The sequence below is a fragment of the Arenimonas sp. genome (assembly GCF_036275555.1).
GTDB lineage: Bacteria > Pseudomonadota > Gammaproteobacteria > Xanthomonadales > Xanthomonadaceae > Arenimonas.
Genome location: NZ_DASUDO010000047.1, coordinates 1 through 22,131, shown reverse-complemented (window position 1 = coordinate 22,131; position 22,131 = coordinate 1). Strand labels below are relative to the sequence as shown.

Genomic DNA, 22,131 nt, shown 5'->3' with positions numbered 1-22,131 from the left:
ATCAAGAGATGGGTTACCTGCGTTGCTTGAAGGGCATTGGCTCCGGCGTCGAGTATCCGGCCGAGCCGCCGATGAACCTGGATCCGGTCGATGGCCGGCCGGTGCAGATGGTGCTCGACCTCGAGCGGCTGGCCCGTGAGAAGCCCGGCGCCGCCTGGTACGACCCGCGCCGCAAGGACATGTGGCGGTTCGGCGCGCTGATGCCGCTCGACGTCACCGACCCCGCCGATGCCGCGCACATCGTCGCGCTGGGCGAAGGCCACACCCCGCTGCTCGACTACGGCGACCATGCCGTTGCACGCGCGGCCGGCCTGCGCCTGCAGCTCAAGGATGAAGGCCGCGCCCACCCCGGCTACGGCGCCAATCCCACGCAGAGCTTCAAGGACCGCGGCATGGCGATGGTGGTGGCGATGGCGCGCCGCGCCGGCCTCACCCGCCTGGCGGTGCCCACGCAGGGCAACGCCGGTGACTCGCTGGTGCGCTACGGGCTCGCCGGCGGCATGGACGTCGTGGTGGCGATGCCCGACGACACGCCCATGCCCATCCTCGGCCAGGTCGCCGCGATGACCCGCCTGCACCCGGGCCGCATCCACCTCGAGCTGGTGAAAGGCACGATCCGCGAGGCCGCCGCCAAACTGAAGGCCGACTACTGGCCCAACGGCTGGTTCAACTGCGCCACCTTCCAGGAGCCGGGCTGGCGCATCGAGGGCAAGAAGACCCTGGGCCTGGAAATGGCCGAGCCGCCGCCGGGCGAAACCCGCTGGTCGCTGCCCGACGCCATCGTCTACCCCACCGGCGGCGGCACCGGCGTGCTGGGCATGTGGAAGGCCTTCGACGAACTCGAGGCGCTCGGGATGATCGACGCCCGCCGCCCGAAGATGTTCTGCGTGCAGTCCGAAGTCACCACGCCCCTCGTGCGCGCCTTCGACGCGGGCGCCGACGACACCCACGCGCTGCCGCAAACCGGGCCGACGATTTCTACCGGCCTGAACGTCCCCGCCGGCGTCGGCCAGTTCCGCGTGCTGCAGATCATCCGCGCCAGCGGCGGCGCCGCGATCGCGGTGTCGGAAGCCGACACCGCCCGCGAACTTTCGCAGGTGTGGCGCGAGCGCCGGCACTGGATCTCCCCCGAAGGCGCCGCCTGCCTGGCCGCGCTGCCGCAGCTGCTCGACCGCGGCCTGCTCACCCGCGGCGAGCGCGTCGTCGCCGTCAACACCGGCTCGCTCGAGAAATACCTCCCCGACCTGCGCCACCTCCTCTGACCACGGGGCAGGAGCGCCAAAGCCGTACCAGGAAAAAAAACGGCGGCCCGGAGGCCGCCGTCGGGTGTCGCGGGTGGCGGCGCTTACTTGACGCCGTGCATCAGCTTCTGGATCAGGGGCGCGATCAGGAACAGCAACACGCCGCTCCCCAGCAGCACCCAGAAGCCGAACGTGTATCCCGAAAGCGCCGAGTCCACGGTCATGCCGGTTTCGCCGCTGACATGGCTGGCGAAGATGCCCGACAGGTTGTTGCCGATCGCCGTCGACAGGAACCAGCCGCCCATGCCGAAGCCGACCAGGCGCACCGGTGCCAGCTTGGTCACCATCGACAGGCCGATGGGCGACAGGAACAGCTCGCCGACGGACTGGATCACGTAGACCATGAACAGCGTCCAGAACGGGATCTTCAGCGTCTGCGGGTCGACCAGGCTCGACAGGGCGAACATCAGCAGCAGGAACGCCAGCCCGTTGAAGATGATGCCGAGACCGAACTTGCGCGGGATCGACGGATTGCGGCTCCCCATCTTGATCCACATCCACGCGACCAGCGGCGCCAGCGTGATGATCGCCAGCGAGTTCACGGACTGGAACCAGCCGACCGGGAAGATCCAGCCGCCGAGGTCGCGCTCGACGATATTCTGTGCGAGGAAGTTGAACGAGCTTCCGGCCTGTTCGAAGAACATCCAGAACAGCACGTTGAACGCGAAGATGATCAGCATCGCGATGGCCATGTCGCGCCGCACCGCGCCATCCCGGAAACCTTCCCTCAGGATCAGCACGCAAAGGCCGACGAAGAGCGCCGTCAGCAGCCACTGCAGGTTGCCGGCGTCGATAGAGAGCAGGAAGTAGATCACCGGGATGGAGACCAGCACGCCGGCGAAGACGTACAGCAAGTTGCGCTTGCCGCCGTCACCCTCCGGCGGCCGGCCGACGCCCTTGAGCTGGTCGCGGCCCAGCCAGAACCAGATCAGGCTGATCACCATGCCGATGCCCGAGGCGATGAACACGACCTTGTAAGCCGGCAGCTCCGGCGAGCCCCCGAACATCCGCTCGGCAAGCCAGCCGGTCAGGATCGGAGCGATGAACGCACCGGCGTTGATGCCCATGTAGAACAGCGTGAAGCCGGCATCGCGGCGCGTATCGCCCGACGAATAGAGCTGGCCGACCATGGTCGAGATGTTCGGCTTGAACAGGCCGTTGCCCGCGATGATCGTCGCCAGGCCGAGCTTGAACACCAGTTCGTTCGGAACGACGATCATGAAGAGGCCGATCGCCATCACCACCGCGCCGAGCAGGATGGAGCGCTGGTAGCCGATGATCTTGTCGGCGACGTAGCCACCAAACAGGGCGGCGGCATAGACCAGCGCCAGGTAGGCGCCGTAGAGCCGGCTGGCCGGGGCTTCGCCGGCACTGTCGCCCGCGTAGAACTGCGCCACGATGTACAGCGCCAGCGCCCAGCGCATGCCGTAGAAGGCGAAGCGCTCCCAGAACTCCGTCATGAACAGCATCCACAGCGGCTTCGGGTGGCCAAGCAACTGGCTGTACTGCGGAATCGGTGCGCCCGATTCAGGCGTGGTGGCGGCGCCGCTCATTGGATCTCTCCCCTGGGTTTTCTTGTGGTTATGGTTCCGGCAAGGCCGGGCCGGCCGGCCCCGGCCGGCCTGTGAAGGCCGGCAAGGTGTACCCGGAAGGGACCGCGCCCGTCAAACCATCGTCACAAACCCGGCCCGCGGAATGAACGGGCCGGGCCGCCGGTTCAGCCGGCCGGGACGTACTCGTAGCTGGCGCCGAAGCCCAGCGGGAAGCCCAGCGCCCAGTAGCCCAGCAGGAAGGCGGTCCAGGTCACCAGCAGCGTGAGCGAGTACGGCAGCATCAGTGCGAGCAGCGTGCCGATGCCCGACGACTTCACGTAGCGCTGGCAGAACACCACGATCAGCGGGAAGTACGGCAGCAGCGGGGTGATGATGTTGGTGGTGGAGTCGCCCACGCGGTAGGCCGCCTGGGTCAGGTCGGGCGAGACGCCCAGCTCCATCAGCATCGGCACCATGATCGCGCTGATCAGCGCCCACTTGGCCGAGGCCGAGCCGATCAGCAGGTTCACCGAGGCGGTGAGCAGGATGATGCCGATCAGCGTCACCGAGGTCGGCAGGCCGAGCGCGCGCAGTCCGCCGGCGCCTTCGACCGCGATCAGCGCACCGAGGTTGCTCTGGCCGAAGGCCCAGATGAACTGGGCGCAGAAGAAGGCCATCACGATGTAGTAGCCCATGCCGCTCATGGCCTTGGCCATGCCCTGCACGACATCGCGGTGGGACTTCACCGAGCCCGACACCAGGCCGTAGACCACGCCGGGCACCAGGAAGAACACGAAGATCAGCGGCACGATCGACTGCATCAGCGGCGCCTGCGCCACCAGCAGGTTGCTCTGGCCGGGCAGCAGCGGCGTGCCGTCGGGCGCGCGCCAGGCCGAGCCCTCGGGCAGCAGCGTCAGCAGGAACAGCAGCGCGGTGACGCCCATGGCCAGCGCGGCCCAGCCCAGGCCGCCCTTCTCGGACGCCGTCAGCGGGTCGAGCTTGGGCATCTGCGACGCATCGCCGTCCACCGGCGTCCCGCGCAGGCGCGGCTCGATCACGCGGTCGGTGAGAAACCAGCCGACCAGGATGATCAGCACGCTGGAGGCCGTGGTGAAGAAGAAGTTGTTGAGCGGGTTCACGCTCACCGTCGGGTCGGTGAGGTGCGCGGCGGTCTGGGTCAGGCCCGAGAGCAGCGGATCAAGGCTGCTCGGGATGCCCATCGTGGCCGAGAAGCCGCCCGACACGCCCGCGAAGGCCGCGGCGATGCCCGCCAGCGGATGCCGGCCGGCGGCGTAGAAGATCACGGCGCCCAGCGGGATCACCAGCACGTAGCCGGCATCCACCGCGATGTGGCTCAGGATGCCCACGCCGATCAGGGCCGGGGTGAGCAGCATCTTCGGCGTCACCGTCAGCGCGGCGCGCAGGGCGGCGGAAATGAAGCCGGTGTGCTCGGCCACGCCCAGGCCCAGCATCGCCACCAGCACCACGCCCAGCGGCGGGAAGGTGACGAAGGTGTTGACCATCGCCGCGGCGAAGCCGGTCAGGGCCGTGCCCTCGAGCAGGTTCTTCACCACGATCGGGTTGCCCGTTCGCGGGTCGATGGCCTCGAACGTCACGCCCGACAGCCACCACGAGACGATCCACACCGCCACCATCAGCAACAGGAAGAGGATGGCCGGGTCGGGCAACTTGTTGCCGATCTTCTCGACCCGGTCCAGGGCGCGCACGACCCAGCCGCGCGGGGCGACGGGCGTGTTGGCGGGGGCTTGGCTCATCGATGGGCTCCGGAAATCAAAGGACGCCGGATGCTAGCAGCCCCTGCCCCGCCCCGGCATCACCCCGGCTGGCCCAGCACCGTGCGCACTTCGAACAGTTCCGGGAAGAAAGTGAGCTCCAGCGCCTGCTTCAGGAAGCCCACGCCCGAGCTGCCGCCGGTGCCACGCCGGAAGCCGATGATCCGCTCGACCGTCTTCATGTGCCTGAACCGCCAGAGCTGGAAGCTGCCCTCCACGTCCACCAGCTGCTCGCAGGTGGCGTAGGCCTCCCAGTGCGTGTCGGTGTCCTCGTAGATGGCCTTGAACACCGGGATCAGGCCGGGCTCGCGCGCGTGCGGCTGCGACCAGTCGCGCTCGACGCAATTGGCCGGGATGGCGTGGCCGCGGCGGTGCAGGTGGCGCAGGAACTCGTCGTACAGGCTGGGCGCGTGCAGCACCCCGGCCAGCGCGGCGCGGGCGGCGGGGTCGTGCTCGAACACCTTCACCATGCCGGCGTTCTTGTTGCCCAGCAGGAACTCGATCAGCCGGTACTGCAGCGACTGGAAGCCCGACGCCGGGCCCAGGATGTCGCGGAACTGCAGGTAATCGGCGGGGGTCAGGGTCTCGAGCACCGACCACTGCTCGCTCAGCTGGCGCTGCACCTGCTTCACGCGGGCCAGGATCTTCTGCATCGGGTCGAGCTCGTCGCGCTGCAGGCAGGCGATGGCGGCGCGCAGCTCGTGGATCAGCAGCTTCATCCACAGCTCGGCCACGTGGTGCTGGACGATGAACAGCATCTCGTCATGGTGCACCGGGTTGGAGAGCGGCTTCTGGGCGGCCAGCAGGGTGTCGAGCTGCAGGTAGCCGCCGTAGGTCAGGCGCTCGCGCAGGTCGGTGGTGATGGCGTCCTCCAGCGGGCGGAGGTTGTCGGGCGAGGTCATCGGGGGTCGGCGGCTTTCGGACAGGGCGTCCATGTTATGTGAAGACGCCCGGGCTGTCCCCGCGAGGGGTTTCCTCGCCTTCGTTGTCACGCTTCTGACCCGGAGATGGGCTAAATTCCGACCCCTTGGCGGGCTGTCCGCCGATAGCACCGCTCACCTCTGGGGAGATCCACCGCATGAACCCGACCCACCGCGGCCCGCTGGCCGCGACGATCCTCGCCTTGTGCCTCGCGAGCCCCGCCTGGGCCGCGTCCGACCTCGCGATCAGCCAGGTCTACGGCGGCGGCGGCAATACCGGCGCGCCCTTCAACCGCGACTTCGTCGAGGTCTTCAACCGCGGCCCGGTGCCGGCCTCCCTCAACGGCCTCTCGGTGCAGTACGCCAGCAGCACCGGTTCGTTCAACAACGTGGCGACCCTGCCCGACGTGACGCTGCAGCCGGGCCAGTACTTCCTGCTCCAGCTCAGCGGCGGCACCGCCGGCGCGGCCCTGCCCACGCCGGACGGCACCGGCGCGCTGAACCTCAGCGGCACCGCCGGCAAGGTGGCGCTGGCCACCGGCACCGCGCCGCTGGCCTGCGGCGCGACCGGCGCCACGCCCGCGCCCTGCGGCAGCCCGGAACTCGCGCGCATCGTCGACCTCGTCGGCTTCGGTTCCGCCACGCTCTTCGAAGGCAGCGGCGGCACGCCCGCGCCCAGCAACACCACGGCCGCGTTCCGCGCCGGCGGCGGCTGCACCGACACCGACAACAACAGCGCCGACTTCACCGTCGCCGCGCCCGCGCCGCGCAACACGGCGACCGCGGTGAACACCTGCGCCCTGGGCACCGAGCCGACCGATCCGGCCGGCAGCGGCAACGCCAGCCCGGCCAGCCTCGCGAACGGCGACACCACCCTGCTCACGGTCACCGTCACGCCCGGCCGCAACCCCGACTCCACCGACATCTCGGTGTCCGCCGACCTCACCGCCATTGGCGGCGCCGAGTCGCAGGCGTTCCGCGACGACGGCCTGCAGGGCGATGCGACCGCCGGCGACAACGTGTTCTCGCACGAAGCCGTCGTGGACGTCGCGCAGCCCGGCGCCGTCTCGCTGCCGGTCTCCATCAGCGACGCCCAGGCCCGCACCGGCGAGGCCAGCATCGGGCTGTCGGTGGTCGCGGAAGTGCGCATCGCCGACATCCAGGGCACCGGCACCGGCTCGCCGCTGGCCGTCGGCACCCAGGTGCTGACCGAAGGCATCGTCACCGCGCGCCGCAGCAACGGCTACTTCATCCAGAGCGCGCCGGGCGACGAGGACGGCAATCCAGCGACCGCCGAAGGCCTGTTCGTGTTCACCGGCGGCACCCCGCCGGTGGATGCCGCCGTCGGCAACCGCCTGCGCATCGGCGGCACCATCACCAGCTTCTCGCGCACGCCGCACGGCTACCCGCTGACCCAGCTGGGCAGCAGCAGCTTCAGCGTGCTCTCGACCGGCAACCCGCTGCCGCCGGCGGTGCTGATCGATGCCTCGGTGCTGTCCGAAGGCGTCGCGCTCGACGCCATGGGCCGCTACCAGGGCATGCGGGTCGCGCTGCCCGCGGCCACCGTGGTCGGGCCGACCAATGGCTTCGGCGATTTCTACGTCACCCTGCCCACCACGGTGCGCCCCGCGCGCGAGCCCGGCATCGCCGCGCTGGACGCCGTGCCGCTGCCGGCGATGAACAACATCCCGCGCTTCGACCGCAACCCCGAGCGCCTGCGCGTGGAAAGCCTGGGCCTGGAAGCGGGCACCGCGCTCAACCTCGATGCCGGCACCCAGCTGCAGGGCATGGCGGGCGTGATGTATTACGACCGCGGCGACTTCACCCTGCTGCTCGGCGACAACAGCGGCATCGTCGCCACCGGCGGCGCCTTCGTCAGCGCCGTGCCCGCGGCGCCGACCGGCGCGGTGCGCATCGGCAGCTACAACATCGAGAACTTCGCCCTCACCGGCGATTTCCTGACCCGCCTGGACAAGCTGTCCGAGGTGTTCTGCCAGTACCTCGGCAACCCGGACATCGTCGGCCTGGTCGAGATCGCCAACCAGGCCGCGGCCGACCGCCTGGCCTCGGCCATCAACACCAACGAGTTCGGCACCTGCCCGGACAACCCGCAGTACACCGCCACCGTGCTGTCCAACAGCGGCAGCCAGCGACTGGGCTTCCTGGTCAAGACCGCGTCGGTGGCCGGGGGCGCGCCGCGCGTGGCGGTGGATTCGGTCACCGAACTCTTCGCCGCCGAGCCGCTGGTGGCTCCGGACGGCAGCACCGCCTCGGGCGTGCTGTTCGACCGCGCGCCGCTGCTGATGGCGGCGCGCGTCACCGGCGAGAACGGCCAGGAATTCCCGGTCCGCGTGCTGCTCAACCACACGCTGTCGCTGCTCGACGTCAATTCGCTGGCGACCCGCAGCGATGCCTGGCTCACCGCCGGCAACCGCTCGCGCGGCAAGCGCCTGCAGCAGGCGGTGATGCTGTCGGAGCTGGTGGAAGCGATCCAGACCGACCCCACGCCGGCGAACCTGGTGCTGATCGGCGACTACAACGCGTTCGATTTCAGCGACGGCTACGTGGACGTGATGGGCATCATCGGCGGCACCCCGGCGCCGGCCGACGAAGTGCTGCTCAGCGGTCCCAGCGCCGTCACCCGCCCGCTGGTGAACCTCATCACCACCAAGCCCGAGGCCGAGCGCTACTCGTACGTGTTCGAGGGCAACATCCAGACCCTCGACCACGCGCTGGTGAACGACACCGTGCTGGCCAACGCCGAAGCCCGCCTCTTCCACGCCCGCGTGAACAGCGACTTCGCCACCGACAACGCCGCCGACCCGACCGTGCCGGTGCGCACCTCCGACCACGATCCGCTGGTGGCCCAGCTGCGCGTGGGCGCGTTCCTGGACGCCGACCTGGCGGTGGTGGTCGACAGCCCGCGCAAGCCGGTGCCCAGCGGCCGCATCGCCCACTTCGACGTGACCGTGGCCAACCTGCTGTCGGCCGACGCGCTGCAGCCGGAACTGGTGATCGCGGTCGAGGCGGTCCCGGCGCGGGTGCGGATCGCCCCGATGGGCGGCTGGACCTGCGACGCGCCGGTGGCGACCGAAGCCGGCAGCGAGCTCGCCTGCCGCCGCGGCGCGGCCATGGCGCCGGGCGCGATGGAGCGGCTGCGCCTCGAGGTGGACGCCGTGCGCCTGGGGGCCTTCCAGGACGTCGGCGTGGAAGCCACCGCGACCACGCTCAGCCGCGACCGGGATCCGGCCAACAACGCCGACACCGGAAGCGCCACGATCGTCGGCCAGCCGCAGAACCCGTTCAACCGCTGACCGGCCGGCGGGAGAATCTTTCTTCTCCCGCCCACCGGGCGCCCCGGTGGGTAAACTCCCCCCAAGGCTGTGAACGACCCCGCCTCACCGGCGGGGTCTTCTTTTTTGGGGAACCGACGAGATGTCCATCGCGCGACTGGCCGCTGCCGGCCTGCTGCTGTCTGCTGGCCTGGCGCTGCCGGGCGCCACGGGTGCCAGGCCCGGCGCCGGGGAAGACCGGGCCGAGACCATCCCCGCGGCGATCCACGAGATCCAGGGGGATGGGCTGGTGTCGCCACTGGCCGGCATCGAAGTGATGGTCGAAGGCATCGTCACTGCGAGGACCCTCGACGGCTACTTCATCCAGACCCCGGATGACGCCACCGACGGCTTGCCCGAAACCTCCGAAGGCCTGTTCGTTGAGATGCAGGGCCTGGAGCGCGTCGGCGATCGCGTCGTCGTGTACGGCCGGGTCGAGGAGGTCAAGCCCTACGATTACCCGCACCAGCTCACCGTAACGCGCCTGGTCGATATCAGCAGCCAATTCGTGATCGCGAGTGGCGAGCCGCTGCCCGCACCCCTGCTGATTGATCCCGCGTCCCTGGCGCCCGACGCGGGGCTCGATGCGCTGGAGCCGCTGGAAGGCATGCGCGTGCACGCCGCCGAACTGGTGGTGGTCGGCGCTACCCGCAGCCACGTGTCGCCGGCCACGCAGGTTGTGTTCGGCAACGGCATCTTCCACGCCATGGCAGGCCTGTCGGTCGCGCCCGACGCGCTGCCGTTCCGCGAACCGGGCCTGCATCCGCTCGAGGGTGCCACCGCGCCGGCTGGCAAGTCCCTGCCGGCGAACGACGGCAACCCGCAGGTGCTCAGGGTGGAAGGAAACGGCCAGCGCGGCTCGATCCACGCCACGCTCGAGGTCGGCCTCAATGACCGCGTGCGCGATGCGGTCGGCGTGCTCGACTACGCCGGCGCTCGCTATGCGCTGTTGCTCGACGCACAGTCGCCGCTGGCGGTCGAGTCCGGCTACCGCGGCGAAGGCGCGTTTTTCCTCGCCCCGGGCGAAGTGAAGCTGGTATGGATGGACCTCGGCGGGCTGTACGACGCCAGCGACGACCCGCTGCGCGACGAACCGGTGCATGCGCCAGCCGTTTACCAGGCGCGGCTGGCGAAGATCGCCAACGGCCTGTGCACTTTCCTCGCCAATCCCGAGGTCATTGCCGTCGGCGGGGTCGAGAACGTGCAGGTGCTGGAGGATCTCGCCGCGCTGGTCGAAACCAACCCGACCACCTACTGCCCCGAGCCGCGGCAATACGAGGCCGTGCTGGTCGAAGGCAGCGACGCCAGCGGCCTCGACCTCGGCTTCCTCGTCGCCGGCTACGTCGTCGATGGCCTGAGCCCGCGCGTGCAGGTGCTCGAGGCCGGTACGTTCGCGGAGGCAGACACCAACGTCAATCCCGACGGCTCGAGTGAGCCGCTGTTCGTTCGCCCGCCGCTGGCCGCGCGCCTGCGGCTTACCGACGCAGGCGGTCGCCAGGCCGAGTTCACTGCCGTCAACGTGAAGATCGCGGACGACTACGACGCGTCCTCGCTGACGCCGGGCGGCGCCGGCTGGGCCACCACGGGCGATCGCGTGATGGCGCGGCGCGCCCGCCAGGCCGCGCGCGTCGCTGCGTGGGTCGAGGCGCGCCAGCAGGCCGATGCCAACGAAGCGATCGCGATGCTCGGCGGCTTCGAGGCCGACCCGTTCAACGACGGCCGCGTGGACGTGATGGGCATCCTCACCGGCCGCCCCGCGCCGGCGGCGGAGACCTGGCTGGCCATGCCCAGCCCGCTCACCACGCCGCTCGACAACCTCACCGAGCTCGCGCCTGCGCACACGCGCTACAACGCCAACGACAGCGGCGAATTCCGCGCGCTAGACCACATCCTGGTGAACGCGCCGATGCGCCGCCGCTTCGCGATCACCAGCGCGCATCCGCGCATGAACGCCGACTTCCCGGCCAGCGCGCGCGCCGCCGGCGACCCCGGTTTCACCTTCTCCGCCCGCGACCCGCTGATGGCGCGGCTGGCGGTGGCCGCCTTCATCGACGCCGACACCCGCGTGGAAATCTACTCGCAGGGCACCTTCAGCCCGCGCGTGGACAACATCTTCTACGTCGGCGTCACCAACCAGGGCCCCGACCCCGCGCCGTCACTGGAGCTGGTGATCGAATCGAGCCTGGCGCCCGGGCAGTGGAGCCTGAGCACCGAATGGCCGGGCTGGACCTGCGGCGCCGTCGAGGCCGCCGCCAGTGGCAGCCGCGTCGCCTGCAACAACCCGCGGATGATCGAGAGCCACGGCTTCCAGATCCACGTGCCGGCCGACCTGTCGCTGGATGGCCGCAATGCCACCTTCACCGCGACCCTGCGCGGCGGCCACAACGACCCCGACCTGTCGGACAACACCTCGACCCGCGTCTTCGCCTTTGACGGCCGCGCGGACCTCAACGTCAGGCTGACATCGACCAGCGGCCCCGACGACCTCATCCCCGGCGATTCCGGCGGCTGGATCGTCTACGTCGACCGCGGGCCGCTCAACCCGCCCGGCCCGGTGACGATCACGATGGACGTGGACGCGGTGGCGAGCGACGTCACGCTGAACCTGTTGAACGGTGGCGTCACCTGCGACACCGGTGTCGCGATCACCCCCGGGCGCAGCCGCTTCACCTGCACCGCGGTGAACGACGACTTCCTGCAAGTGGCGGCGATCGGGCTGACGTTCCGCACCCGGCTGCTCGATGGCGGACGCGTGGTCGGCCTGCGGGCCGAGGCCCGGGCCGGCGGCACCGACCCCACGCCCGCGGACAATGTCGCCACCGCCTCGCGCCGCGTCTCGGACCGCACCGACCTGGTGGTGTCGGCGCCGTCCGTGTCGCCGGAGCTCGCCAACCTCGCGAGCCAGCCCTTCCTGTATTTCTCCGTACGCAACGCCCTCCGCGGCGTGGCCCGCAACGCCCGTCTGGAAATCCTGGTGGACCTGCCGCCCGCCGCAATCGGCGAGGTCGATACCCTTGCGTTCGGCCAGACGCCGGATATCTGGGCCTGCCAGCCGCCGGTGGCCAACGGCGCCGGTTCGCGCATCGCCTGCACCACGACCTCGCCGCTGCTGCAGCCGGAGTTCCCGTCGTACACCTATGGTTTCCAGCTTCGGTTCACGCCACCGTACCGGGCCGGGCTGGAGAACTACACGGTCACCACCCGCGTCCTCGCCAGCTCCGACTCGGAGGAGCAGGTGCCGGCCGACAATGGCGGCGAGGCGAGCTTCACGGTGGACCAGACCACGGACCTGGCGATCTACGCCGCCTCGGGCAGTGTTGTCACCGAACCTGGCCTGGCGACGTTCCTGTTGCTCGTGGAAAATTACGGACCCAATTCCCCGCGCAATCCGCGCGTGCGCCTCGTCCTCGATGCGGTGCTGGCGCCGGGTGACATCGTGTTCTCCGACAGCGTGGGCAGAGCGATCACCTGCAGCGCCGACGCCGCGCCGGCCGGCAGCACCGCGGTGGCCTGCCCGGTGCGACTGGACCATCCGGTCATGACCGTCACCGCCCGCACGTCGCCGGCGATCGCCGTCCGCGGCACGCTGGCGCTTCAGGCCACGGCCACCCATGACCTGCCTGAGGCGAAGCCGGCCAACAATCTCGCCACCGGATCGGTCAATGTCCTCGCGCAGGCCGACCTGTGCCTCGGCAGAAACTGTGGGTCCTCGGCGAGGCCTTATCCCGTAAGGCTGGAGCCGACACAAGTGAATTCGCTCGCCTTTGACCTGGCTAACCTCGGCCCCAGCACCGCGCGGGAGGCCGTGGTGATCGTCGAGGCGACGGTGCCGCCGGCACAACTGGGCGGTGGCTTCGACAGCCAGGCCTGCGCGCCCGCGGAAGCCGTCGGCGGCGGGCTGTCGCGGATGTACTGCGGCCTCGGCGATCGCATCGGCGACCGGGTCGTGCGTCCGCTGTCGGTGGACATCGACTCGACCGGACTGTCGGGTGACGTTACGTTGCGCCTGCGCCTGCAGAGTCGCGTGCTCGACCCTCAGCTCAGCAACAACGCTTTGCTTTTCACGCTACCGGTCGTGCCGGTGGTCGACCTCTCGGCGCAGGTCGCGGCCAAGCGCACCCGCTTCCCGGCAGCGGCGGTGTTCTCCATCACCGCCGCCGCCGACGGCCCGCCGACTGGCGCCAACAGCGAACTGCTGATCCGCATCGAGTCGCCGGGCGCCGCGGGTTACGCCAACCTCGTAACGGACGGCATCGGCTGGCTTTGCAGCCCGACGATCTTCGACACGGAGGTCCAGGAATGGACCTGCGCTCGCTTCCTGCCGATCGCGACCGGCGCACCCAGCTTCATCGGCGTGGAAGTGCCGGCGTCGCAGTTCAGCCAGATCGGACGCCCGATCCGCGTGTCGGCCACGCATCGCTACCCGCCTTCCGCGCTGGCCGTCGACCGCACGCCCGGCAACAACACCGCCACCGCGACGCACGTGGTCGATGGCCGCCGCACGCAGTCGGCGAAGGGCGCGCCGAAACCAACGCCGGCGTACGGTGTGCGGCGCGTGCCGGCGCCTGCCGCCACGCGCGCGCCGGCCTCGCGCGCGGCAACGCGCTGATTTCACCTTCCCGCCCGGACCGGCGCTTGCCACGCCCGGTCCGGGGCTGCTATCAAACGGGTCTGCCTGGGAGGGCCCGTGATGGCGACCGTTGCCAGTTTCGAGATCGAATACCTGCAGTACCTGGGGCCCGACGGCCGTTTGGTGCGTGACGACCTGCCCGAGTTCGCGAAGGACCGGAAGAACCTGGTCGAACTGTTCAAGACCATGCTGTACGTGCGCACCTTCGACACCAAGGCGGTGGCGCTGCAGCGCACCGGCAAGCTGGGCACCTACGCCAGCTGCCTGGGCCACGAGGCCGCGCACATCGGCATCGGCACGGCGATGCAGTACGACGACGTGTTCGCACCGTCCTACCGCGAGTACGGCGCCCAGATCGTCCGCGGCGTGAAGCCGCGCGACATCCTGATGTACTGGGGCGGCGACGAGCGCGGCAACGACTTCTCCGGCCCGCCGCACGACTACCCCTGGTGCGTGCCGATCGCCACCCAGTGCCTGCACGCGGCCGGCGCGGCGCTCGCCTTCAAGCTGCGCGGCGAGCCGCGCGTGGCGGTCACCTGCGTCGGCGACGGCGGCAGCTCCAAGACCGACACCTACGCGGCCATCAACTCCGCGGGCGCGTACACGCTGCCCTTCGTGCTGTGCATCATCAACAACCAGTGGGCGATCTCGGTGCCCCGCAAGGCCCAGACCGGCGCCAAGACCCTGGCCCAGAAGGGCCTGGCCGGCGGCCTGGACTGCGTGCAGGTGGACGGCAACGACATCATCGCGGTGCGCGCCGCGATGGACCACGCGATCAAGCGTGCGCGCAACGGCCACGGCGGCAGCGTGCTCGAACTCGTCACCTACCGGCTCTCCGACCACACCACCGCCGACGACGCCCGCCGCTACCGCGACGACGCCGAGGTGAAGGCCGGCTGGGAGCGCGAGCCGATGTCGCGCCTGCGCACCTTCCTGATTTCCGAAGGCGTCTGGAGCGAGGCCGAGGAAGCCGCGTGGAAGGAGGAGTGCGGCAAGCGCGTGGACGAAGAAGTGAACGCCTACCTCGAGACCAAGGTGCAGCCGGTGGAAGCGATGTTCGATTATCTCTACGCCGAGCTGCCGGCCGAGCTGGAAGCCCAGCGCGCCGACGCGATCCAGTGGGAGGGCCGCTGATGGCCGCCATCACCCTGATCGAAGCGATCACCCAGGCCCTGGCCTGGGAGATGAAGCACGACGACACCGTGGTGGTGCTGGGCGAGGACGTGGGCGTGAACGGCGGCGTGTTCCGCGCCACCGCCGGCCTGCAGCAAACCTTCGGCAGCGAGCGCGTGCTCGACACGCCGCTCGACGAGACCACCATCGCCGGCCTCACCGTCGGCCTGGCCTCGCAGGGCTTCAAGCCGGTGGCCGAGGCGCAGTTCGACGGCTTCATGTATCCGATGGTGGACCACATCGTCTGCCACGCCGCCCGCTTCCGCTACCGCACCCGCGGCCGGCTGACCTGCCCGATGGTGCTGCGCGTGCCCTGGGGCGGCGGCATCCGCGCGCCGGAGCATCATTCCGAAGCCAACGAGTCGATCTTCACCAACGTGCCGGGCCTGCGCGTGGTGATGCCGTCGTCGCCGCAGCGCGCCTACGGCCTGCTGCTGGCCGCGATCCGCGACCCCGACCCGGTGATCTTCTTCGAGCCCAAGCGCATCTACCGGCAGTACAAGGAAGAAGTGCCCGACGACGGCGAGGCGCTGCCGCTGGACGTGTGCTTCGTGCTGCGCGACGGCAGCGACGTCACGCTGGTGACGTGGGGCGCGCAGGTGAAGGAAACGCTGGAAGCCGCCGACAAGCTGGCCGAACAGGGCATCAGCGCCGAGGTCATCGACGTGGCCACGCTGACGCCGCTCGACTTCGACACCATCAAGGAATCCGTGGCCAAGACCGGCCGCTGCGTCATCGTGCACGAGGCCGCCAAGACCGCGGGCTTCGGCGCCGAGATCGCGGCGCGCCTGTCGGAGGAGTCGATGTTCGACCTGGTCGCCCCGGTCGAACGCGTCACCGGCTACGACACCCATATCCCGCTGTTCCGGCTGGAAATGAAGTACCTGCCGAGCGTCGACAAGATCGTCGCGGCGGCCCAGCGCGTGGCTTCGGCGGGCTGAGCCATGCAGGCCCGTCTGCGCCGCGACTACCGGCCGGTGAACCGCGATCCGATCGCGTTCAAGGCCGGCGAGCGCGTGGTGCTGGGCGAGCGCGACACCGAGTGGCCCGAGTTCATCATGGCCACCGACCCCCGCGGCAAGCGCGGCTGGGTGCACCAGGACCGGCTCGACGGCGACCTGGCGGTGCGCGACTACGACGCGCGCGAGCTCGAAGCCAATGCCGGGGACGTGGTGCACCTGCTTGAACTGGCGGGCGGCTGGTGGTGGGCCGAGAACCAGATTGGCGAATGCGGATGGTTGCCCGAACGCGACCTAGACATCGATCCAGGGATTAAATAGTTCATGAGCGAGAAGAAACTGTTCCTGCTGCCCGACCTGGGCGAGGGCCTGCCCGACGCCGAGATCGTCGAGTGGCTGGTCAAGGTCGGCGACGTCGTGAAGCTCGACGAGCCGCTGGTGTCGATGGAAACCGCGAAAGCGGTGGTGGAAGTGCCGTCGCCGTATTCCGGCAAGGTGCTGCGCCTCGCCGGCGGCGCCGGTGACGTCATCGAGACCGGCCACTGGTTGGTCGAGGTCGAGATCGACCCCTCGCTGCCGCAGCGCGCGGACGCCCAGGACACCGGGCATTCGCACAGCCACAAGCCCGCCGCCGCCCCTGTGGGAGGGACTTCAGTCCCGAATGCTCCACCCGCGGAAAGCATCGGGACTGAAGTCCCTCCTACAGGGGAGGAGGAAGGCGACGCGGGCACCGTGGTCGGCGCGATGGAAAGCTCCAACGCCGTGCGCAGCGAGCAGGCCATCGCCGTCGGCGGCGTCAAGGCGATGCCCGCCGTGCGCGCGCTGGCGAAGAAGCTCAAGGTCGACCTGGCCCGCGTCACGCCCAGCGGCGCCAACGGCGACGTGACGCTGGCGGACGTCAAGCGCGCTGCCGCCAACCCGGCGCCGGCAGCACCCGCCCCGCGCCCCACCCCTGTGGGAGGGACTTCAGTTCCGAGGCCTTTGGCCGAGAAGCCGCAGCCCACCGCGAGGAGCATCGGGACTAAAGTCCCTCCCACAGACAGCGAGGTGAAGCTGGACGTGGACGACCCGGTGCGCGGCGTGAAGCGCAACATGATCCGCACCATGTCGCAGGCCCACGCCGAAGTCGTGCCGACCTCGCTGATGGACGACGCCGACATCCACGCCTGGGCGCCGGGCGAGGACATCATGGCGCGCCTGATCCGCGCGCTGGGCGTGGCCGCGCAGGCGGTGCCCGCGCTCAACTCCTGGTTCAACGCCAAGGAAGGCACGCTGCGCCGGCACTCGCGCGTGGACGTGGGCATCGCCATCGATTCGCCCGACGGCCTGTTCGTGGCCAACCTGCGCGGCGCCGAGAAGCTCGACGCCTGGCAGATCCGCGGCGAACTCAACCGCATCCGCGACGGCGTGCGCACCCGCAGCCTGCCCCCGGAAGACCTGCGCGACTACACCCTGATGCTGTCGAACTTCGGTGTCTTCGCCGGCAAGTACGCCACGCCGGTGGTGGTGCCGCCCTGCGTCTGCATCGTCGGCGCCGGCCGGCTGTACCACGCGGTGGTGCCGGTGCTCGGCGGGCTGGAGACGCACCGCACGATGCCGATCTCGCTCACCTTCGACCACCGCGCCTGCACCGGCGGCGAGGCCGCGCGCTTCCTGCGCGCCCTGCTCGACGACCTCCAGCGCCCGCACTGACGTGCCGCATCACAGCCGCCTCGCGGGCTTCATCATCGATTGCGAGGGCGGCTCGCTGGGCAAGGCGGCGCGGTTCTGGAGCCGCGCGCTGGGCCTGCCCGTGCTTGATCCGGACGAAGGCGGCGAGGACAAGTACGCCCGCCTCGACGGCAGCCGCCATGGCCTGCACATCGAAGTGCAGAAGGTGGACCACCCCTCGCGCGTGCACCTGGACATCGAGACCGACGACCTCGAAGCCGAGGTCGCCCGCTTGACCGCGCTCGGCGCCACCGAAGCCTCGCGCCCGCGCCATCGTCGCTGGGTGGTGATGCAGGCGCCGACCGGCCAGCGCTTTTGCGTGGTCAAGGCGCGCGAGCCGCTCGACGCCGGCAACGCCGACCGCCACCCCTGAAAGAACGAATCGCGCCGGGAGCCTGGCTCCCCGCTCAGTCCTCGGCGGCCTCGACCCGGTCACGGCCGCGGCGCTTGGCCCGGTACAGCGCCTGGTCGGCGCGCTGGAAGACGCGCTCCGGGACATCCCGCCCGGCCAGGCCGGTCGCGATGCCCGCGGAAACGGTGACCGCCATCGGCAGGTCCGGCCGCGCGGCGATCTCGCTGCGGATGCGCTCGACCACCGTGCGCGCGCCCGCCAGCGGGGTGCCCGGCATGATCACCAGGAACTCCTCGCCGCCGTAACGCACCGCGATGTCGCCGCCGCGCACGCCCTTGGCGATTTCCTGGCCGACGATGCGCAGCACCGCGTCGCCAGCCGCATGCCCCAGCGTGTCGTTGATGCGCTTGAAGAAGTCGATGTCGAGCACGGCGACGGTGTACGGCGCGTCCGCCGCATGGCCCTGCGCCAGCGCGTCCTGGCGGGCCTTCTCCAGCCCGGTGCGGTTGAGCAGCCCGGTCAGCGCGTCGGTGTTGGCCTCGTTCGCCAGCTCCGAGTTCTCGTCCTGCAGCTGGCGCTGGTAGCGCAGCAGGTCGCGGGTGAACAGTTCGCGCTCGGCCAGCTGGCGCTGGGCGTCAAGCTGGCCGCGCCGCAGCTCGAGCAGCTGCACGGCCAGGCGCGCCAGGGCCCGCAGCGCGGTTTCCTGCTCCGGCGTCAGGTCGCGTGGCTCGACGTCGACCACGCAGACCGTGCCCAGCGCATGCCCGCCGGGCGCGACCATCGGCGCGCCCGCGTAGAAACGCAGGTGGTCCGGCCCGGTGACCTGCGGATAGTCCTTGAACACCGGGTGCCGGGACGCGTCGGTCACCACCATCACCTCGTCCGGCTGGCGGATCGCCATGTCGCAGAAGGCGATGCTGCGGTCGGTCTCCTCGCCCTGGATGCCCTGGGACGCCTTGAACCACTGGCGCTCCTCGTCGATGAAGGTCATCACCGCCTGGGGCGTGCCGCAGACCTGGCGCGCCAGCGCGACGATGTCGTCGTAGGCGCGTTCGGGCAGGCTGTCGAGGATGCGGTAGCGGTGCAGCGCATCGAGGCGCGCGCGCTCGGCGGGATCGTCCAGTGTCCGTGCGGCGGCCAGGGGGTCACTCATTCGGAACGGCTCCTTGTTCGAGTCAGTGTAGGGACAGCATGCGCCAATGCAATGACCCCGGCCTTAACCCGGCGAGGGGCGATCGGCCGCTAGTCCTGCGCCGCCTCGACCCGGTCGCGACCGCGCGCCTTGGCCTGGTAGAGCGCCTGGTCGGCGCGCTGGAAGACGTCCTCGACCCGGTCGCGGCCGACCACGCCCGCGGCCAGTCCGGCCGACAGCGTCACGGGAACGGCAACGTCGGTACGCGCGGCGACGGCCTGCCGGATGCGCTCGACCACCACCATCGCGCCATCCGGCGACGTATCGGGCAGGAACAGCAGGAACTCCTCGCCGCCGTAGCGGGCCGCCACGTCGCCGCCGCGCACGCCCCGCCGGATTTCCTCACCCACGATCCGCAGCACGCTGTCGCCGGTGGCGTGGCCGTAGCCATCGTTGACGCGCTTGAAGTGGTCCACGTCCAGCAGCGCCACCGTGAAGGGCCCGCTGAACCGCACCCGCCCCGCGCGGGCGTCCTCCCTGAGCTTGTCCAGGCCGCTGCGGTTCACCAGGCCGGTGAGGTGGTCATGGCTGGCCTGCCGGTCGAGGGACTGGTTGAGGTCCTCGAGCTCGCGCTGGTAGCTCACGAGGCTCTGGTTGAGCAGGTCGCGTTCGGCCAGCAGGCGCTGGCTGTCGAGGTTGAGCCGCCGGAGTTCGAGCAGCGCCACCACCTGCCGGCCCAGCGCACGCAGGCCGTCGAGCTGCGCCGGGCTGAGGTCGCGCGGGCAGCGGTCCACCACGCACACCGTGCCCAGCGCGTCGCCCTCGGCGGTGACCAGGGGCATGCCGGCATAGAAGCGGATGCCGCCGGGCGCGGTCACCAGCGGGTTGTCGATGAAGCGGGGATCCACGGACGCATCGCGCACCACGAACAGGTCGTCCGGCTGGCGGATGGCGTGGTCGCAGAACGCGATCTCGCGGGCATTCTCCCGGTCGGTTGTGCCGATGCTGGCCTTGAACCACTGCCGGTCTAGGTCGATCAGGGTGACGGTGGAGATCGGCGTGCCGCACAGCGTGCTGGCCAGCCGGACGATGTCGTCGTAGGCGCGCTCGGGCAGCGTGTCGAGGATGCGGTAGCGGCGCAGCGCGGCAAGTCGGCGCGCTTCGCCCGGTTCGGGGGGAATGACGCTGCGGACCATGGCAGCCTCCGGGGGGAGTCTTGCCCTGAAGAGTGCCGTCTCGACCGCCCGGCATCAAGCCTTGCGGAAGCGCATCCCGCGCCAGGCCCAGGCAACCGCGATCACCGCGAGGAACGCCTTGTAGGCCAGCAGGCTGGCCAGCACCTGGCGCCAGATCGGCCCGGCCTCGATGCTGGTGCTGGCGATCGAATAGCCCCAGCGGCCAGCGATGAAGCTGGCCGCGAACGCCAGCGCCAGCATCGCCAGGTCGAAGTTGCGCCGCGCCGGCGTGCGCGCCAGGGTGCGCGGGTAGACCCAGTAAAGCGCGGCGAGGATCGCGAACCAGGGCAGGAACAGCAGGATCGCGAGGTCGGCGATGTCGGCCATCAGGTTTCCTCCAGAAACGCGGTGAGCTCGCTGAAGACCACATCCCAATCCACCCCTTCGGCGAGGCGAACGAAGGCGACGTCTCCAAGCGCTGGCGCGCCCTTGATCGAGCCATGTTGCTCGATGAATGCCTTTGACTTCATTCGTGCGATGAATTCCCCCGCCTCGCGTGGCGTCACGAAGCCGTCGCTTAGCAGCAGCTCACGGCCATCGGCGGCCACGAGCTTGAAGTGGAAGCGACCGTCGGCCTCGCGGTACTGCTTGAACTGCGGCATCGCCGCCTTGGCCTTGCCGGCCTTCGCCGCGACCGCCTGCTCGCGCAGGTCGCGCAGGCCCACGGCGTGGCGCAGCTCAGCCAGTAGCGGCGTGGCGATCCGGCGCGCCTTGATGGCGCCCTCGCGAAGGATGGCCTCGATCTCGATGGGCTTGGCCATCAGCGCCTCGTACTTCTCGCGCATCGGCGCCACTTCGGCGTCGATCCGCTCGAACAGCGCCTGCTTCGCCTCGCCCCAGCCAATGCCTTCGGCGAAGGCGCGCGCGAACGCGGCGGACTGCTCCGGCGTCGAGAACGCCTGGTGCAGCTGGAACAGCGCCGAACCCTCGGTGTCCTTCGGCTCCCCGGGCGCGCGCGAATCAGTGACGATCGAGAAGATCAGCTTCTTCAGCTCCGCGCGTGGCGCGAACAGCGGGATGGTGTTGTCATAGCTCTTGCTCATCTTGCGGCCGTCGAGGCCGGGCAGCGTGGCCACGTTCTCCTCGATCGCGGCTTCCGGCAGCACGAAGTGCTCGCCATACAGATGGTTGAAACGCGCGCCGAAATCGCGCGCCATCTCGATGTGCTGGATCTGGTCGCGCCCCACCGGCACCGAGTGCGCCCTGAACATCAGGATGTCGGCGGCCATCAGCACCGGGTACATGAACAGTCCCGCGCTGACGCCGGCATCGTCGTCCTCGCCCGCCTCGCGGTTGCGGTCCACCGCCGCCTTGTAGGCGTGCGCGCGGTTGAGCAGGCCCTTGCCGGCCACGCAGGTCAGCAGCCAGGTCAGCTCGGGGATCTCGGGGATGTCGGACTGGCGGTAGAACCACACCTTGTCCGGCTCCAGCCCGCAGGCCAGCCAGCTGGCGGCGATCTCGAGCGTCGAGCGCTGCACGCGCGCCGGGTCCTGCACCTTGATCAGCGCGTGGTAGTCGGCGAGGAAATAGAAGCTCTCGACGCCGGGGCGGCGGCTGGCGGCGATCGCGGGGCGGATCGCGCCGGCGTAGTTGCCCAGGTGCGGCGTGCCCGACGTGGTGATGCCGGTGAGGACGCGGGTGCGGGTCATTGCTGAATGGAAAGCCTGCGGGCCGCGAGTTTAGCGCGCGCTTCCCGGCGGCTGTGCCGACCCCGTTAAGCCATCCCGTGCGTTAGTTCGACCACCTTCCACCGGCACGCCGCCATGACCGCACGCACCCGCCTCCTCCTCGCCACCACCCTGCTGCTCGCCGCCGCGGGCGCCGCCCCGGCGCAGTCCTACCGCGCGCACGGCCCCGTCGAGCTGTCGCTTGTCGATCGCGACGCCGGCCACGAGCTGCCGCAGTACCCGGCCCGCGGCCAGGTCTGGGTGCCCGGCACGCCCGGCCACCGCTATGCGGTGCGCCTCACCAACCGCAGCCCGCGGCGCGTCCTGGTGGTGCTGAGCGTGGACGGCGTCAACGCGATCTCGGGCCAGACCGCCGATACCGGCCAGGGCGGCTA

General features: G+C 70.2%; 15 protein-coding genes and 1 pseudogene. 9 read left to right on the top strand and 7 right to left on the bottom strand.

Annotation, left to right across the window (positions count from 1 at the left end; all coding sequences use genetic code 11):
- Positions 1-8 precede the first annotated feature (8 nt).
- Positions 9-1,262, top strand: coding sequence for a threonine synthase (locus VFV21_RS12480; protein ID WP_329669744.1), 1,254 nt, complete (start codon positions 9-11; stop codon positions 1,260-1,262).
- An 83-nt stretch (positions 1,263-1,345) separates the two neighbouring features.
- Here VFV21_RS12480 and VFV21_RS12475 read toward each other — a convergent pair whose 3' ends face one another.
- The 3 genes from VFV21_RS12475 to VFV21_RS12465 all read right to left on the bottom strand — a co-directional run bounded on the left by VFV21_RS12475 (position 1,346) and on the right by VFV21_RS12465 (position 5,561).
- Positions 1,346-2,854, bottom strand: a complete 1,509-nt coding sequence (locus VFV21_RS12475; protein WP_329669743.1) for an oligopeptide:H+ symporter — start codon at positions 2,852-2,854, stop codon at positions 1,346-1,348.
- A gap of 164 nt (positions 2,855-3,018) precedes the next feature.
- The gene (locus VFV21_RS12470; RefSeq protein ID WP_329669742.1) at positions 3,019-4,608 is read right to left on the bottom strand and encodes an AbgT family transporter; all 1,590 of its coding nucleotides are present in this window, start codon (positions 4,606-4,608) and stop codon (positions 3,019-3,021) included.
- A gap of 59 nt (positions 4,609-4,667) precedes the next feature.
- Positions 4,668-5,561, bottom strand: coding sequence for a tryptophan 2,3-dioxygenase (locus tag VFV21_RS12465; RefSeq protein WP_414638581.1), 894 nt, complete (start codon positions 5,559-5,561; stop codon positions 4,668-4,670).
- 143 nt (positions 5,562-5,704) lie between these two features.
- Here VFV21_RS12465 and VFV21_RS12460 point away from each other — a divergent pair, with 143 nt between their 5' ends.
- The 7 genes from VFV21_RS12460 (at position 5,705) to VFV21_RS12430 (ending at position 17,723) form a co-directional block, all read left to right on the top strand.
- Entirely contained in the window at positions 5,705-8,860 is a 3,156-nt protein-coding gene (locus VFV21_RS12460) for a lamin tail domain-containing protein (protein ID WP_329669741.1), read from the top strand.
- A gap of 121 nt (positions 8,861-8,981) precedes the next feature.
- Complete coding sequence (locus tag VFV21_RS12455) at positions 8,982-13,487, top strand: hypothetical protein (protein WP_329669740.1); 4,506 nt, start codon at positions 8,982-8,984, stop codon at positions 13,485-13,487.
- An 81-nt stretch (positions 13,488-13,568) separates the two neighbouring features.
- Entirely contained in the window at positions 13,569-14,642 is a 1,074-nt protein-coding gene (pdhA, locus tag VFV21_RS12450) for a pyruvate dehydrogenase (acetyl-transferring) E1 component subunit alpha (protein WP_329669739.1), read from the top strand.
- Positions 14,642-15,622, top strand: coding sequence for an alpha-ketoacid dehydrogenase subunit beta (locus tag VFV21_RS12445; RefSeq protein WP_329669738.1), 981 nt, complete (start codon positions 14,642-14,644; stop codon positions 15,620-15,622). Before pdhA ends, VFV21_RS12445 begins: the two co-directional genes overlap by 1 nt.
- Positions 15,623-15,625: 3 nt before the next feature.
- Positions 15,626-15,961, top strand: a complete 336-nt coding sequence (locus VFV21_RS12440; protein ID WP_329669737.1) for an SH3 domain-containing protein — start codon at positions 15,626-15,628, stop codon at positions 15,959-15,961.
- Between the two features lie 3 nt (positions 15,962-15,964).
- On the top strand, positions 15,965-17,332 hold the full coding sequence (locus VFV21_RS12435; RefSeq protein ID WP_329669736.1) for a dihydrolipoamide acetyltransferase family protein: 1,368 nt from the start codon (positions 15,965-15,967) through the stop codon (positions 17,330-17,332).
- A 1-nt stretch (position 17,333) separates the two neighbouring features.
- The gene (locus tag VFV21_RS12430) at positions 17,334-17,723 is read left to right on the top strand and encodes a VOC family protein (protein WP_329669735.1); all 390 of its coding nucleotides are present in this window, start codon (positions 17,334-17,336) and stop codon (positions 17,721-17,723) included.
- 34 nt (positions 17,724-17,757) lie between these two features.
- Here the strand turns inward: VFV21_RS12430 and VFV21_RS12425 are convergent, their stop codons facing one another.
- The 4 genes from VFV21_RS12425 to VFV21_RS12410 form a co-directional block, all read right to left on the bottom strand.
- Positions 17,758-18,855, bottom strand: a complete 1,098-nt coding sequence (locus VFV21_RS12425) for a sensor domain-containing diguanylate cyclase (protein WP_329669734.1) — start codon at positions 18,853-18,855, stop codon at positions 17,758-17,760.
- 89 nt (positions 18,856-18,944) lie between these two features.
- Positions 18,945-20,030 (bottom strand): sensor domain-containing diguanylate cyclase, encoded by a 1,086-nt coding sequence (locus VFV21_RS12420; protein WP_329669733.1) that lies wholly within the window; start codon positions 20,028-20,030, stop codon positions 18,945-18,947.
- Positions 20,031-20,084: 54 nt separating this feature from the next.
- Entirely contained in the window at positions 20,085-20,396 is a 312-nt protein-coding gene (locus VFV21_RS12415; RefSeq protein WP_414638580.1) for a hypothetical protein, read from the bottom strand.
- Positions 20,396-21,718: a tryptophan--tRNA ligase gene (locus VFV21_RS12410; RefSeq protein WP_329669732.1), complete on the bottom strand. Its 1,323-nt coding sequence runs from the start codon at positions 21,716-21,718 to the stop codon at positions 20,396-20,398. Before VFV21_RS12410 ends, VFV21_RS12415 begins: the two co-directional genes overlap by 1 nt.
- Before the next feature lie 114 nt (positions 21,719-21,832).
- On the opposite strand from VFV21_RS12410, the pseudogene VFV21_RS12405 reads away from it, so the two are divergent.
- Positions 21,833-22,131, top strand: a pseudogene (locus tag VFV21_RS12405) (hypothetical protein); the annotation flags it as partial.

Bases quoted from the DNA above. Each gene is read 5' to 3' on its own strand.
- VFV21_RS12475 (WP_329669743.1), bottom strand. From the start codon at position 2,854: ATGAGCGGCGCCGCCACCACGCCTGAATCGGGCGCACCGATTCCGCAG.
- VFV21_RS12415 (WP_414638580.1), bottom strand. From the start codon at position 20,396: ATGGCCGACATCGCCGACCTCGCGATCCTGCTGTTCCTGCCCTGGTTC.
- VFV21_RS12410 (WP_329669732.1), bottom strand. From the start codon at position 21,718: ATGACCCGCACCCGCGTCCTCACCGGCATCACCACGTCGGGCACGCCG.
- VFV21_RS12470 (WP_329669742.1), bottom strand. From the start codon at position 4,608: ATGAGCCAAGCCCCCGCCAACACGCCCGTCGCCCCGCGCGGCTGGGTC.
- VFV21_RS12455 (WP_329669740.1), top strand. From the start codon at position 8,982: ATGTCCATCGCGCGACTGGCCGCTGCCGGCCTGCTGCTGTCTGCTGGC.
- VFV21_RS12425 (WP_329669734.1), bottom strand. From the start codon at position 18,855: ATGAGTGACCCCCTGGCCGCCGCACGGACACTGGACGATCCCGCCGAG.
- VFV21_RS12445 (WP_329669738.1), top strand. From the start codon at position 14,642: ATGGCCGCCATCACCCTGATCGAAGCGATCACCCAGGCCCTGGCCTGG.
- VFV21_RS12435 (WP_329669736.1), top strand. From the start codon at position 15,965: ATGAGCGAGAAGAAACTGTTCCTGCTGCCCGACCTGGGCGAGGGCCTG.
- VFV21_RS12480 (WP_329669744.1), top strand. From the start codon at position 9: ATGGGTTACCTGCGTTGCTTGAAGGGCATTGGCTCCGGCGTCGAGTAT.
- VFV21_RS12465 (WP_414638581.1), bottom strand. From the start codon at position 5,561: ATGGACGCCCTGTCCGAAAGCCGCCGACCCCCGATGACCTCGCCCGAC.
- VFV21_RS12440 (WP_329669737.1), top strand. From the start codon at position 15,626: ATGCAGGCCCGTCTGCGCCGCGACTACCGGCCGGTGAACCGCGATCCG.
- pdhA (WP_329669739.1), top strand. From the start codon at position 13,569: ATGGCGACCGTTGCCAGTTTCGAGATCGAATACCTGCAGTACCTGGGG.
- VFV21_RS12460 (WP_329669741.1), top strand. From the start codon at position 5,705: ATGAACCCGACCCACCGCGGCCCGCTGGCCGCGACGATCCTCGCCTTG.
- VFV21_RS12420 (WP_329669733.1), bottom strand. From the start codon at position 20,030: ATGGTCCGCAGCGTCATTCCCCCCGAACCGGGCGAAGCGCGCCGACTT.